At 54.7% G+C, this 15,152-nt stretch carries 11 protein-coding genes; 7 read left to right on the top strand and 4 right to left on the bottom strand.

Features of this window, described 5'->3' with window-relative positions; all coding sequences use genetic code 11:
• Window positions 1-4 precede the first annotated feature (4 nt).
• Window positions 5-256 carry a hypothetical protein gene (locus B2P82_RS08420; RefSeq protein ID WP_290496421.1) on the bottom strand — a complete coding sequence of 84 codons (252 nt, stop codon included), beginning with the start codon at window positions 254-256 and terminating at the stop codon, window positions 5-7.
• Window positions 257-743: 487 nt separating this feature from the next.
• On the opposite strand from B2P82_RS08420, the gene B2P82_RS08425 reads away from it, so the two are divergent.
• Window positions 744-1,367: a GNAT family N-acetyltransferase gene (locus B2P82_RS08425; protein ID WP_290496423.1), complete on the top strand. Its 624-nt coding sequence runs from the start codon at window positions 744-746 to the stop codon at window positions 1,365-1,367.
• A gap of 116 nt (window positions 1,368-1,483) precedes the next feature.
• Here B2P82_RS08425 and B2P82_RS08430 read toward each other — a convergent pair whose 3' ends face one another.
• Window positions 1,484-1,966 carry a Cif family virulence factor gene (locus B2P82_RS08430; RefSeq protein ID WP_290479496.1) on the bottom strand — a complete coding sequence of 161 codons (483 nt, stop codon included), beginning with the start codon at window positions 1,964-1,966 and terminating at the stop codon, window positions 1,484-1,486.
• A 162-nt stretch (window positions 1,967-2,128) separates the two neighbouring features.
• Between B2P82_RS08430 and B2P82_RS08435 the strand changes: the two genes are divergently transcribed.
• The 6 genes from B2P82_RS08435 to B2P82_RS08460 all read left to right on the top strand — a co-directional run bounded on the left by B2P82_RS08435 (window position 2,129) and on the right by B2P82_RS08460 (window position 12,557).
• Window positions 2,129-5,368 (top strand): amidohydrolase family protein, encoded by a 3,240-nt coding sequence (locus B2P82_RS08435; protein WP_290496425.1) that lies wholly within the window; start codon window positions 2,129-2,131, stop codon window positions 5,366-5,368.
• A gap of 2 nt (window positions 5,369-5,370) precedes the next feature.
• Window positions 5,371-6,231: a formylglycine-generating enzyme family protein gene (locus B2P82_RS08440; RefSeq protein ID WP_290496427.1), complete on the top strand. Its 861-nt coding sequence runs from the start codon at window positions 5,371-5,373 to the stop codon at window positions 6,229-6,231.
• Between the two features lie 98 nt (window positions 6,232-6,329).
• Window positions 6,330-7,766 carry a P1 family peptidase gene (locus B2P82_RS08445; RefSeq protein ID WP_290496428.1) on the top strand — a complete coding sequence of 479 codons (1,437 nt, stop codon included), beginning with the start codon at window positions 6,330-6,332 and terminating at the stop codon, window positions 7,764-7,766.
• Between the two features lie 32 nt (window positions 7,767-7,798).
• Window positions 7,799-8,977: an acyl-CoA dehydrogenase gene (locus B2P82_RS08450; RefSeq protein ID WP_290496430.1), complete on the top strand. Its 1,179-nt coding sequence runs from the start codon at window positions 7,799-7,801 to the stop codon at window positions 8,975-8,977.
• A gap of 1 nt (window position 8,978) precedes the next feature.
• Window positions 8,979-10,229: a CaiB/BaiF CoA transferase family protein gene (locus B2P82_RS08455; protein WP_290496432.1), complete on the top strand. Its 1,251-nt coding sequence runs from the start codon at window positions 8,979-8,981 to the stop codon at window positions 10,227-10,229.
• Between the two features lie 192 nt (window positions 10,230-10,421).
• The gene (locus tag B2P82_RS08460) at window positions 10,422-12,557 is read left to right on the top strand and encodes a TonB-dependent receptor (protein WP_290496433.1); all 2,136 of its coding nucleotides are present in this window, start codon (window positions 10,422-10,424) and stop codon (window positions 12,555-12,557) included.
• 206 nt (window positions 12,558-12,763) lie between these two features.
• On the opposite strand, the gene B2P82_RS08465 is transcribed toward B2P82_RS08460, so the two are convergent.
• Window positions 12,764-13,687, bottom strand: coding sequence for a right-handed parallel beta-helix repeat-containing protein (locus B2P82_RS08465; RefSeq protein WP_290496434.1), 924 nt, complete (start codon window positions 13,685-13,687; stop codon window positions 12,764-12,766).
• Complete coding sequence (locus B2P82_RS08470) at window positions 13,687-15,123, bottom strand: peptide MFS transporter (protein ID WP_290496436.1); 1,437 nt, start codon at window positions 15,121-15,123, stop codon at window positions 13,687-13,689. The genes B2P82_RS08465 and B2P82_RS08470 overlap by 1 nt, the downstream gene beginning before the upstream one ends.
• Between the last annotated feature and the right edge of the window lie 29 nt (window positions 15,124-15,152).

Consider the following 15,152-nt stretch of genomic DNA (forward strand, 5'->3'; position numbering starts at 1 on the left):
GTCATCACGAGTCCCGTGACTCTTCATCAACCAATGCATTTTCAGTAACGACGGGACCGATTTCCGGTTCGGGGCCCAGTTCAACTGAATCGTCCTCACCCTTGAAGTGACTCACCGGCGCTTCCTGTATTGGCTCGAACGGGCCGTTCCCGGGCAGCATCTGCTCGCGCCGTCTCTCGGCAGCTTGCTGGATCTCGCCAGCTTCTTTGGCGGTGGATCGCGGATAGCCCAGATGATCTAAAGTCTTGCGTGTCATCAATTGTCTCCTCAAAGACAATCAACCCATACCAATCATATTGGTTGCACAGGCGGGAACCGACAGCATCGCCAAAGGCCTGCAACACCTGCCATCACCCTCAGCATTCAAAAAATTGGCGTCACTAATTATCACCCCTTATCGAACATTAAGACAGTCACGCGCTGACTGTTTGCTTGCCAAAGCCAAGCAAACTTCCGGGTGACCATGGCAACAATCGTCCACGAGTACAGAGAGCAGCTGATTTACACTTTCAATCTCCGCAGTGTAAATCATGCGACGGGCGTCGCCTCGACACTGATCGGCCCCGATTAACGAACCGGAGTGCTTCAGTGCTTCGCTCGCATGACGTGCCATTTGAATGAACCAGGGCGGGAACGCGATTTCATGCTTGCACGCCGATTACAAATTACTGCCGTGCCATGGTACCAGACTATCGTGTGCGCATCATCGAAAACATCCATTTTGCACCTGTCAGGAGCGATACATGCAGCTTTCACGTATATCTGGGGCCCTGGCAGCCCCGGACGATTTCGATGCAGTCTTCGGGATCTATGAAAGCGCCCTTCCCGCAGCTGAGCGCAAAACCAGGGCCGAGCTTGCCACACTGTTGGAGCGAAATGACTACGCAGTGATCGCGGCTAGGCGAGGCAAGCAGGTGGTCGGCTTTTCGGTAATCTTTCTCCCTGATCAGAACACCTTCTCGCTTCTCGAATATCTCGCGACACGAAAAGGGTGCCGAGGACAGGGCATCGGACAAGCGCTGTTCGAACATGCTCTGGAATTATCGCATGGTCGCACCTTGTTGATCGAAGTCGAGGCCGAATGTGGCCCAGAGGCGGAACGCAGACTGCAACGCAGGCGGAAACGCTACTATGAGAGACTCGGGTGCCTTACGTTCGAATCGGTTTCCTACAAGATGCCTCAACTAAACTCCGAGTCACCGCCCGCACTTGATCTGATGTACCATCCGAACGGAATGGACACATCAATCAGCAAGGACATGATGCGGACTTGGATAACGCGTATATATTCAGGCGTTTACAATCGCCAAATTCGCGAACCAACCATGGAAGCGATGCTGCAAGACTGGCCAGCAAACCAAGGCTAGCCCCAACATGATGAGTTGTAAGCTTATTGGCACAACATCAACTCATCCCACGCCTCATGTCATGAAGTTCATTCACGAAAAGCAGGATGAATTGGCGTTGCGCCCGACGTTCCCGGTTAATCAGCTGGGTCAGGATCATCGACTGCCGTATCAGTTACGATTTTCCACTCGCCGTTCACTTTCCGCCAGACGGTTACATAATCACCCGTCGTATCGGGATCGCCATCGACGACGAAACTTCCCCAAGTGATTCCCAAATCACCACTCGCCGCACCCATAGCGCCTTCAGGCTGCCAATGAACGGGCGACGGAACCATGTCCAACTGCCGCTCGGCCATGATAGCCGCCTGGCCTGTCAGAAACCCCTCACCTGCTTCGATCATGAAACCTTTTTCAAAATCCACAAACTTCAGAGACGCTGCTTCATAGCCATGCGCGAGATTGTAGGCTTCATAAGCGCGATCAACTGCCATCAATTCTGCCTCGATTTGCGGGGCTGTTGCGTGCACGTCCGACGTCGGCAGGCTGGTGCACCCTGTTGTGCCGATGGCAAGGCCGAACATGGCAACGCCGCACACCGTATTGACTGTTTGGTTCATGAAAATCTCCTGAGGTGAAGCACGGAATGTATCTGCAACCAAAGCGCACAGGCACTGCGTATTGCGCTAGGATCGGTGCATCATGAGCACCAGGTCACCGACAGATTGCATCACCCCTGAACTGACGGAGATGCTAACCTGACGTCAGTAGGAGAGACAAAAATGCACATCCGCTTACTGATTTTATTCGTTCTTGCTTACGCTGCGGCGCACCCGGCCCCCGCCTCCGGAGACAGCCTCAGCAGTCATACTGGCGTTAAAACCGTCAATCTGGACCTGTCGGAAGGAACATGGATGAGCCTGGACGTCAGTCCAGACGGGAAGTTCATTTCGTTCGACCTCCTGAACGATATTTACGTTATGCCAGCATCGGGAGGTAAGGCCGTCGCGATCCATCAAGGTTCCGTGGCGCAACGTAGTCCGCAGTTCAGTGCAGATGGACAGTTTCTGACTTATCTGAGCGACGAAAGTGGTGCCGACAATGTCTGGGTATCGCGTGTCGATGGCAGTGAAGCCCGCCAGATCACGCAGGAATCGCACGCCATGATAGCTGGTCCGGCTTGGGCCGCTGACGGGAAATCCATTGCAGCAGTGAAAACCTATTCGGACATCTTTCGTGTCCGAAACTCTGAAATACACCTCTACAACCTCGATGGCACGTCCGATGAGATCATCGTTTCTCCCCCGCAGAGTGGCAAGGATGTTCAGGAGCCACGTTTTTCGCCCGATGGCCGGTATCTTTATTATACGGAACGTATTGGCGGTGATCACTATGTCTACATGAATACCGGCCTGAAGAACTTCGCCATCAACAAGCTGGATCTGGAGACGGGGAAAAAGCGTCGTGCCATTTCCGGCTTCGGTGGTGCATCGACTCCGCAAGTCTCTCCCGATGGCAATTCAGTGGCTTTCATTCGCCGTCTGGGCGCAAAGACCGTGCTGTTCGTCAAAGACCTGGAAACCGGGTACGAACAGCCAATCTACGACGAACTCGGGCGAGACCTGCACGGAGATTACCTGCCACAGGAACACTACTATCCATCTTTCGACTGGTTTCCGGACAACCGAACAATTGCGATCTGGGCAAAGGGAAAGATTGTTCGCATTGATACGCACTCTGCCTCTGCAGAAGAAATTCCTTTCAACCTGACCTCGCGGCACGAGCTTCAGCCAGCCATTCGCGTGAAACAGGACCTTGCGCCTGAACAAGTCACCATCCGCACGCTGCGGCAGCTGGCACCTCAGCCGAACGGACAAACCATGCTGTTCCGCGCGGTCGGCAAGCTATGGAAAATCAAGATGGACGCGCCAGCAAGACCGGCGCGCCTCACCACTTCCGATGCAGCCGAATCCGACCCTGCCTGGTCTCCGGACGGACAGAAGATTGTCTATACGAATTGGACGGATCAGACCGGCAGTCGGTTGGTCATCCGCGATGCGGCTACGGGAGAGGAAAGGACTATCATTGAAAGCCGAGGCGTGATCCGAGAACCACGGTTTTCCAACTCTGGAGACTTGATCGCGTATCGCCTTATGGAGCCGGATCCGTCATTCAATGCGGCCGGTCCGGAAACAGGCATCTACATCGTAGATGCGTCCGGAGGAACTTCCAGGTTCCTTTCACCATCTTCCGGCTTGGTCGGCTTCTCTGCCGATGACAGCCGTTTGTTCCTGTTTGCCGAACCTGCCTTCTACGACCAACGAGCCTCCGTTCTGATGAGCGTCAACCTGGACGGCGGCGATCCCCAAGAGCACGCCATCGCTGAGACCGCGGACATACGCAATCTCAGCCTCAGCCCCGATCAGGCCTGGCTGGGCTTCAAGTATCATAATCGTCCCTACGTCATGCCGTTCGACATCCGCGACGAGCCCATTGTTCTGTCGATGGAAGACAACTCCTCAGCCCGCCTCCTCAGCGAGACCGGTGGATACGAGATGAGTTGGTCTGCGGACGCATCCAGACTCTATTGGACCATGGGAGCGGAAATCCTGTCGGTTGCGCCTGCCACCCAGTCAGCTGCGATCCAGTCTACACCCATACAAATGGAGATGCAGACCGACATGCCTGAAGGCATTATTGCCTTTGTAGGCGGCAAGATCATTCCGATTGAGGGCGAAGTCATCGAGAATGGCACCGTCATTGTTGAAGGCAATCGCATTACGGCCGTTGGCCCGCGTAGCAAGGTCAAGATACCCCGGAACGCGACCCGGATAGACATCAAGGGCAAGACGCTGATGCCGGGCCTGTTTGATGCCCACGGCCATATTGAATGCTGTTTCCGCTCTGGCACCATGCCGCAACAGCACCCTACTCGGCTCGCAGCGCTTGCTTATGGCATTACTACGAATTTTGACCCCTATTCCAATGATCTCATGTCATATGAGAGTGGTGAGATGACGCTTACGGGTGACCTCGTAGGGCCGCGTTGGTTGAAGTCGGGCCAGGTAGTGCATGGCCTCGAAGGTCGTACGGACGGAGTCTATCATCCGCTTGCTTCGATCGAGGATGCACGCAATGTCCTCCAACGACGTACCGCGCTTGGGCCATCGATCCTCAAAAGCTACAAACTATCAACTCGGGCGCAACGTCAGCGGTTGCTTCAAGCCGCTCGTGAATACGGATACATGGTTGATGGGGAGGGTGCCGGTCAGTTCTATACCAATATTGGTATGATTATCGACGGGCACACAAATCTCGAACACAACCTCCCCGTGGCCACTTATTACGAGGATCTTCAAAAGCTCATTGCCGCTTCTGATGTGTCGATGACACCAACCTTGATCGTGACTTTCGGGGAGTTGTTTGGCGAGAATTTTATCTATGAGAATGAAGATCCCTGGAAGGAGGACAAGGTCAGGACTTTCATTCCGGATGTGAACAATGCCTATAATCCGATTGCAGGCCCAGGTGGCGCCCCATTGCACGTACGCTGCATGCATTCGATTCACGTTTCCGATGAAATCTATGATATCGGCTTCCGGTCAGTCGGAAGATCACTCACCAAACTTGCCGAAGCTGGCGCTACTGTAAATGTCGGTTCGCACGGGCAAGCATCGGGCATAGCCATGCATTGGGAAATGTTGCTGTTTGCTGAAAGCGGCATGGCCCCGCTGGATATATTGCATGCAGCAACATTGAACGGCGCGAAGACCTATGGACTTGATCACCAGCTCGGCTCCATCAAAGCTGGCAAACTGGCCGATATCATCATCCTGGACAAGGATCCTACCGTCGACATCCGCAATGCGAACAGCGTCCGCTACACGATGGTCAACGGGCGCCTTTATGATGCGCACACCATGAATGAGATCGGCAACTATGACCGCCCCCGGAAGGAATTCTACTGGGAGACCCAACCCACAAACGGAATCGACTGGAAATGGACATGGTCAGGAGACTAGGCATGAAATTCGCAGCATTGATCGCAGGAAGTCTCGCACTCATGGCATGCTCCAATGATACCGCAGCGAGCGTCCGGCCAGACATGGCAACAGTTCAGGCAGCCAGCTTCTTCATGGGCGAAACGGTTGACTATGGGTATGGCGAGATCGACGGCCCACGACATGAAGTCAGCATTGAGAGTCCATTTGCTTTCTCTGTCACCGAAGTGACCGTCGGCGACTTTCGATCATTCGTTGAGGATACCGGCTACGTGTCGGAAGGCATCTGCAATATCTATACAGACAACCAGTCCTGGCACATTGCGCCTGATAGGAATTGGGAACACCCCGGATTTGCGCAAGACGACGATCACCCCGTGGTCTGCGTCAGTTGGGACGACACGCAAGCTTACACAGCTTGGCTGAGCAAAAAGACGGGAGAGGCCTTCCGGCTGCCTTCGGAGGCCGAATGGGAATACGTGGCTTCAACCGGTGGCATCGAAGGTGAAGATGGGCATGTCAGCCATGACGAAGCGAATATCGGCTTGGTCGATTGCTGTGGCGGCGTCGTGGAAGGACGCGATCAATGGATGGAAACCGCGCCCGTCGCCAGCTTCCCGGCTGACCGGTTCGGCATCCACGACATGCGTGGCAATGTGTGGGAGTGGCAAGCAGACTGCCATCAGGAAACCTATGACGGTGCGCCGCTGGATGGCTCTGCGCGCACGACATGCACAACGCCCGGAAAGCACGTAATACGCGGCGGCTCTTATGGCGATGCTGGCGACTACCTGTCCCCGCACTACCGACTACCAGGTCCAAAATCGCAAGGCTATTTCACAGTCGGATTTCGCGTTGCACAGGATGTGGACCAAGCGCGCTAGCAGGTGCGGTTTTCGCACCACACTCTTCCCAAATCGCATCTTTCCGCCATTCAGTTGCATAAGTAATCTATTTTCAAAGCCAGCAATCGAGGATCACCATGCGCATCAAGAGAGACAATTTTCGTGGCCTGCGCGCGATTGGTGCTGCAATCTCCGTTCTCACCTTGGCGGCCTGCGCCACGAGTGCGCTAAACGCTTCCGCAGAACCTGACGGCCAAAATACTCTTCCAGCCTTGATCAATGATGGCTTCGAGGGAGAAAGTGCTCTGAAGTTTGACTGGCCTATGCTGGAGATCGGCACGGGGCAGTATGAAGATGGGCCGACGGGCCTGACCGTTCTGAGATTTGGCAAGAAGGTGAACGCCGCCGTGGATGCGCGCGGAGGTGGTCCGGGCACTGTAAATGCAGAGTATCTCAAACTTGGCTATACGCAGCCTGAGCTGGATGCGATCGTTCTGTCCGGTGGTTCCTGGTACGGCTTGGAGGCCGCCACTGCAGTAAACACCGCACTATTGGATGATGGCTATCGAGGCGGCCATTGGAACAATGTCGGCCTTGTTGTTGGATCAATCATTTATGATTTTGGAGGGCGCCGCTTAAACGAAATCTATCCGGACAAACGCCTCGCGCAACTTGCCTTGCGCGCTGCAAAGCCGGGGGTGTTTCCGAACGGCGCGTTTGGCGCAGGGCGTTCGGCAATGAATGGCGGGATATTCGGGTGCAACGCACGATCCGGACAAGGCAGCGCCTTTCGGCAGATCGGCGACGTAAAGATTGCCGTCTTCACCGTCGTCAACGCATTGGGTGCCGTTACCGACCGGGATGGCAATGTCGTCGCCTGCCATAAAGGGACAAACTGGCCCGAAACCCTGAAAGCTTCCGACCTCATGGGGGCCGCACCTGCCAGTCTGCAGCCGGACTGGAATGGCGATGAGGACACTCAGGAATTTGAGCGGAAGAACACGACGATCAGTGTCGTGGTCACCAATCGCACGATGTCCCCTGCAGAGCTTCAACGCCTCGCTGTTCAAGTTCACACGTCCATGGCGCGTGGCATTCAACCCTTTGCAAGTGAATTCGATGGCGATGTCCTGTACGCTGTTTCAACCAATGAAGTTGAAGCTGGGCCGGGCGTGAACCTGCCCAGCATGGAAATTGGCGTGGCTGCATCTGAACTTATGTGGGATGCCATTCTGGCTGCTGTTCCTCCCCAACAGGTCACTCAGCCCCAGGCTGACCCCGACCTGGTCGTTCCATATTCGACACTGCGAGAATATGTCGGCACATACAAGTTCAGCGATTTTGCATCGCTCACAGTACGTTTGGAAGACGGAAACCTGGTGGCGGAAGCTAGCGGAGAGCGCGACGTGTTTCAGATTACCAAAGCCGGACCACGAAGACTGCTGGCTGCAATGCAGGATGTTTTCACTGTAGACCGCGGCCGCTACCCTTTCAGCGTCAAATTCACCGACGACACCGTGATCGTGAACCCCGGGCGATGGCAGCAGATCGGACACCGTGTCGGACACGAGTAGGCCCAACTTCATTCTATCTATCAGGAATTCAGATGACCAAGTATTCTGCCTTTGACTGGGCCGACGCCCTTTCGCTCGACTCCGATCTGACCGAGGATGAACGCTCGGTGCAACGAACCGCGCACGACTTCGCTGAGCAGCGCCTCCTGCCGGGTATTGTCGAGGCCAATCGCAACGCACAATTCGACCGAGAAATCCTGAGGGATATGGGGTCTCTGGGCTTGCTCGGTCCAACATTGCCTGAAGAGTATGGTGGAGCCGGAGTCAGTCACGTTGCCTACGGATTGGTCTCTCACGAAGTAGAGGCCGTAGACTCCGGCTATCGGTCTGCTCTCAGCGTACAGTCATCTTTGGTGATACATCCCATTCACGCTTACGGGACCGAAGAACAACGCCAGCGCTGGTTGTCGGGGCTTGTGTCGGGCGAATTGGTCGGGTGTTTCGGGCTCACAGAGCCAGACCATGGTTCCGACCCTGGTAATATGTCAACTCGCGCTGTTGCTGTAGAGGGCGGGTATCGCCTGAACGGCGCGAAGATGTGGATCACGAACAGTCCTATTGCTGACGTGCTAATCGTATGGGCGAAGCTGGATGGCACGATCCGCGGTTTTGTGCTCGAGCGTGGTATGGAGGGCCTTTCCACTCCGGAGATCCAGGGAAAGCTAGCCCTGCGCGCATCAATCACGGGCGAAATCGTCATGGACGACGTATTCGTGCCGCATGACCATTTGCTCCCGAATGCACAAGGTTTGTCTGGTCCATTCGGATGTCTCAACAAGGCCCGATTCGGAATTGCTTGGGGAGCACTTGGCGCCGCGCGTAGCTGCTGGATGTCTTCGCGCTCATACACAATGGATCGGAACCAGTTCGGGCGACCACTTGCGGCGAACCAGCTCATTCAAAAGAAATTGGCCGATATGCAAACGGAAATCTCGATAGGACTCCAAGCATGCCTAAAGGTCGGGCGACTGTTCGAAACCAACTCTGCCACGCCCGAAATGATTTCCTTGATCAAACGAAACAGTACCGGAAAAGCCCTTGATATCGCACGGGCAGCACGCGACATGCATGGTGGCAACGGCGTATCGGACGAATTCCATGTGATGCGCCACATGTGCAACCTCGAAGCGGTCAACACGTACGAGGGCACCCACGACGTTCATGCATTGATCCTTGGCCGGGCACAAACCGGAATTGCGGCGTTCAATTGATATGGCGAACGCACTTGACGGGCTGCGAGTTCTGGACCTGAGCAGAGTTCTTGCCGGGCCATGGGCGACCCAGCTCCTGGGAGACCTGGGAGCTGAAATCATCAAGATCGAGCACCCAGTCCGTGGGGATGACACACGAAGCTGGGGACCGCCTTTTCAATTCGGTGAGGATGGCGATACCCGTGAAGCCTCATACTTTTTAAGTGCCAATCGCAACAAGAAATCGGTCTGTGTCGACATTTCGACGGAGGCTGGCCAGAGTGTAATTCGTGAGCTGTCGGCTTCAAGCGACGTCCTCGTCGAAAACTTCAAGACGGGTACGTTGGAAAAGTACGGATTGGATGCCGCCTCTCTCAGACTTATCAACCCCCGTCTTATCTATTGTTCCATAACAGGCTTTGGCCAGACGGGCCCCTATGCCGACCAACCAGGATACGACCTGTTGATTCAGGCTATGGGCGGTCTGATGAGCGTCACGGGCGGTCCAGATGATGAGCCGGGAGGCGGACCGCTGAAGGTCGGTGTCGCATTGGTCGATATCGTGACTGGTCTTTATGCAGCCAATGCCATTCAGGCGGCACTTCTGCATCGGGAGCGGACTGGCCAAGGGCAGATTATCGACATCTCGCTGCTTGATTGCCTCGTCGCCGCAATGGCCAATCAGTCACAGGGGTTTCTCTCAACAGGAGAAAATCCGGAACGGATGGGTAATGCTCATCCAAGTATTGTACCCTATGACGTGTTCAGTACCCTCGACGGACACATTGTCCTGGCGGTCGGAAACGATCTTCAGTTTATGGACCTTTGCGAACGAATTGGATGTGCCGAATTGCTCCGCGACCATCGATTCGCAACCAATGGTGCACGCGTGGCCAACCGGATATCCCTGACCTCCCTATTGACTGAAAAGTTGCGAACGCGGTCAACCGAACACTGGATGAACCTGCTACAGAACAGCAAAGTTCCAGCAGGACCTGTCAACAGAATGTCTGATGTGTTTGAAAACGCTCAAGTTCGGGCGCGGGGCTCACGCATCACCATGTCACACCCTACTCTCGGAACCGTGCCCGGAATCGCTTGCCCAATCCGGCTCAGCCACACACCCGTAACATATAGATCTGCTGCACCGACCCTTGGACAAGACACGCTCAACGTGTTGACCACTGTGCTTGGTTATTCTCCGGATACAGTTGAACGACTGCGTTCGGAAGGCCAGGTCGGTGCTCGAACGGCGGTTGTCACACCCCGCTGACAGGCGAAGCAATACTCGTTTGAGGCGATCTCAGTTTTGCAACGCCTCCGAGCATTCAAAACTGGTCTCTGTCCCAGCCAAGCCACCAGAGGTGCGTATTCCGCACCATGCAATTCACTTTTAGCATCTGCACAAATTTTTGTTTGTCCGTCTTACTCGAAGGCAATGTAGCAAAAGCGAGCGGGAGAACACATGAAACGTAAATATCTTTGGACATCGGGGAGCGCTATTATTGCGCTGATGCATGCGGCGAGCGCGCATGCTCAAACAGCTGACACTCCGGCCGATGATGCAGAACTGGTGCAGTCTGCCATTATGGTAACAGCCCAGAAACGGGAACAACGTCTGATCGACGTTCCAATGGCCATCGAGTCCATCTCTGGGGATGAACTGGCAAAATTGGGCGTAGCAAGCGTGCAGGACTTGTCCTTTAGCGTACCTGGATTGACCATGCGGGAAGATGGTCCGGGCAGCTACACAATATTCATCCGTGGACTGGCGAACCAGTCAGGATCTGGCGCCCTCGTCGGCATGTACATGGACGAGGCACCTCTTTCACTCAGCGGCTATGACCAACTCAGCCCTGTGGCCCTGGATCTTGAACGTGTGGAAGTCCTCAAGGGGCCTCAAGGTACACTCTACGGCCAAGGGGCCGCTGGGGGTGTCATTCGCTACATCACGGCCGATCCTGTGCTCGATCAGGTCGAAGGCAAGGTCAAAGGTGAACTCTACACCGTCTCTGAAGGTGAGATCGGTCAAAAGGGCGAATTCATCTTCAACACACCGATCATCGAAGACAAACTCGCTGTCCGTCTGGCAGTAGGGGTCGAAAATGGCGGTGGCTGGATCGACCAACCAGAGGCAGGCATTGAGGATGGCAATGGCACCGAACTCCTGAACGCTCGCGGTAAAATCCTCTGGGTGCCTACGGAAAACTTTTCGGCCAAGGCGATGGTCCAGATCCAGCGCGCAGAAACTGAACTCGGCATGGGGTATGAAGAAGCTGATCGTACGGTCGATGTGGGCCCTGACCGCAGCAAGGTGATGATCCCGAAGAAATTCGACTTCAACATTTACAATCTGGAACTGTCCTATGATTTCGGCTTTGCGGAACTGGCCTCCTCAACTACGCAGATCGACCATGACCACCAGTACCCGTTCTCGTATATCGCGCGCGAAGGAAATTACTCGTACGGATTTGTTGAAGGGAATGATGATCGCTTTGTAGAAGCTGAACAGTTTTCTCAGGAAGTTCGGCTTTCGGATGCATCAGACCACTACGCCTGGACGGTCGGCGCATACTATAGCGACGGCGAACGCTCCCTGACAGCGGACTATGAATACGCATACGCACCTGGCGGCGACCTGTATCAAGGTGGCGGCGTTCTGTATGACGATCTGTTCTACTATTCCGCTTCGTCGTCCGAATCATACTCTCTGTTTGCGGACGGCTCATTCGATGTAACGGAAAAGCTGACCCTCGGCGCCGGCATGCGCTATTTCCACGATGAGCAGACCAGCCTGATTGAATATGCACCCGGCACGGGCACGGAACTGGCAGATACATTCCAGTCGGTGGACCCACGTGCCTACATGACCTACCAGTATGATGAAGACGCGACGATCTATGCGAGTGTAGGATCGGGATTCAGAAGCGGCGGCTTCAACTCCGCGCCATTCGATCCGTATGAGCCAGAAAACATTCTTACATATGAAATCGGCACGAAAGGAAATACTCGCAACTTCCAGTATGATGTTGCGGCCTTCTTCACCGAGTACAAGGATATGGTTCGCCGTCGATTGACCGAGGTGAATGGAGCGTTCCTCGGAGAATCCAGCAATATCGGCAAGGTGGAAGTGAAAGGCATCGAGGCCGGCCTTGCATATCAACCCATGTCCGGTCTCACCCTTTCGGCCAACGCCTCATATCTCGACAGCGAGATCGTGGAAACAGCGGATACCGACCAGGTGAACCAGGTTGGTGATCCAACCGACTACACTCCGGAATTGAGCTATACACTGGGCGTCAATTATGACTTCGACCTGACGCCTGACAATCCGGCATTCGTCAGGGTCGATTTCAACCATAGGGACAAAGTCACCTATATCGACCGGTCAAGCTTCGTGGCCTCCGCGCTTCCGCAAAGTTCAGACGCCCTGAACCTGCTAAACGCGCGCGCAGGTGTCGTCGTCGGCAACTTCGATCTCGAGATCTTCGCCACAAATCTCACCGACGAAAACAAATCCATTGACCCCTACCAGGGCTGGGCCAACGCAAACCGCACGCGTCCCCGTGTTGTCGGCGTCAGCGCTGCTTATAATTTCTAGAGGCCATGGGAATGAGATGATCTGGAAACTCTGGTAGACTCCCGATCATCTCACCTCCACCCCGTAACTGGCCCGATCTCCTATGGAGGTCGGGCCTTTTTGATTGCGCATGAAGGAATGCGACCAAGTTACAAAAAAATGTGTGACGACGGATTGCCGGCACACAATTCTGGCGAATAGGGGTGTAGAGGAGTCTTTCGCAGGCCTCAGCCCGGCAAACACATATCAACCTCATTGCGATATACGCGACCCGCGTCTTCTTCTCCGTAATCTTCAGCATTGCCGGACACTTCGCCGCCACAGATCAGGATAACGCTTTCGCCAGATGCGCGGGCACCAAAGGGTGAATTGTCCTGCAAGGTGGTCTCGCGGCTTATGATCCTGGCCGTGTCCTCAGTGTAGAGGCCATCATCCTGATTACCCTTGATCAAGCTGTTTTCTACTCTTGCAGACGACGCGCCATAAGCAGCAACCGCTGCAGATTCGCTGGCGATAATTTCACTGTCTATCAGGTCTATCGCTGCAGTCTCCTCAAGCCAGACGCCGAGATGGGACTTGTTGATAGTCAAATTGCGCGCAACAATCCGACCTGCTTCGCGACCCGTCAGCGCCATCTTGGCAACGCCTTCGATTACAACCCCGTCCAAGCTCACATCACTGTTGATGGTGAAAATACCATGCCCATCATATATATCATCTTCAGCGACTGCATAGTGGAATCCAGAAATGGTCAGGCCTGAGATCTGAACAGTTGAGTCCTCAATTACGATCGCGCTCAAGGGAAAACCTGCGCTGCCAACGAGCCTTGCTCCTTGCTCCGCCTCAATGCTCAGCTTTCGATCCCGAACGACCACCGCTCCGCGTACATGGAGATCCTGAAACGGAACATCCCGGTAGGATGTCGGCGTGTATGTCCCGGTCTTAATCAGAATTCGACGATCTGAGGTGGATTGATCAATGGCCTCCTGCAGTCCAACCAAACCGAAGTAATCGCAACTATCGACAGGATCCCTCTGTGAACAGACTTGTACGGCAGTGGTTTCGTCATCCTTGAACTGGCCAGTCGTCGCGCAGGCGACCACCGCAAGCACAGCCGGAAACGAAACAGTCTTAAGAAGTCGAGCGAGCATTAGAGTGCCTCCTGCTGGAAAGGTGCCTTGGGACTGGCGGACAAATCCCTGTCAAGACGCATCAATCGACTGAGGACGGGTCTCAACACAATCAGGAGTACTGCCGCCGACCCTACGATCGCGGCATGCATCAGCCAAAATTCGGAGGCCGACATCACTTCATAAAAGCGGGCGAGCCAACCGCTGAACAGTCCACCGACAAATATGGCCAGATAGTAGGATCCCACCATCATGGAGTTCACCGAATCCGGAGCAGCGCGAGACGTCAGCGCCAGCGCAATTGGTCCAACATACAAAAACCCGACGGCGCAGACAAAATGGAAGATAATGGGCCAGATCAAAGCGACGGAACCCCCGGCAGATAACACGCCTCCCAACCCGAGCAGTGCGAACGCAATTGCGAACACAGCGCAGCCAAGGGCAAGTTTGATCAGATCTCCTGGCTCTGCATTCCGACGAGACTGGTGGCGCCAATACCACAGCACCAGAGGCGCAAGCAGGAGAACCGCCAACGAGTCGAGAGACTGGAACCATGTCACCGGAACCTCCATTCCGAAGACGGTACGATCCACATTTGATCTCAACCATAATGGATAGGCGTTCCAAACTTGCGATTGCGCCGTCCAATACAAGGAAGTGAGGCCCAACATCACAAGGATTGCCAGAATAACAACGCCGTCTCCCTTTTCCAGCTTCGGACGATCCTTACTCTCCACAACCGTATCCAACGGCAGATAGTTTCGGCCGGACAGGTAAACAGCGAGGCCAATCAACATGCCAATTCCGGCGGCGCCGAAACCATAATGCCATCCATACACCTCGCCCAGCGTGCCGCATATCAAGGGTGCGATAAAGGCACCGACATTTATGCTGAAAACATAGATTGAATAGCCGGAATCCCTTCTCTGGTCAGACTTCTTGTAGAGACCGCCAACCTGAGCCGCGAGATTTCCCTTCAGGAGCCCCGATCCGAGTATCAGGGCGGCCAATGCCAAGAGAAAACTTGCCTCAAACGCCATGAGGAAATGGCCAACCGCCATGAACAAGGCCCCGGCAAGAACGGCCTTTGTCCGGCCCAGAAGCCGGTCTCCAATCAGCCCGCCAAGAACAGGTGCAAAATAGACGAGGCCCACATAAGCCCCAAATACCTGGGATGCCAATGCTTGTATGCTCAGTGGCCCGAATACCGCCTCAAACAAGCTCCGAAAGGGCTCGAATGCCGCAACATTCCCGGAATTCTCCGGCAGGAAAAGGTATGTAGCCATATACAGGATCAACAATGCCTGCATGCCATAGAAGGAAAACCGCTCCCACGCCTCAGTGAACACGATATAGGCCAGCCCCCTGGGGTGACCGAAGAACACCGCATCGTCTGCGCCTTTGGCATTCACGTCCGCCACATCCGAAGCTCCGGAGGTTTTTGGTAGATCACTCATCAAAAAGGTCTTTCATTGGATAACTGTGA

Origin of the sequence: Hyphomonas sp. UBA4494 (assembly GCF_002388935.1) — a bacterium.
Lineage (GTDB): Bacteria > Pseudomonadota > Alphaproteobacteria > Caulobacterales > Hyphomonadaceae > Hyphomonas.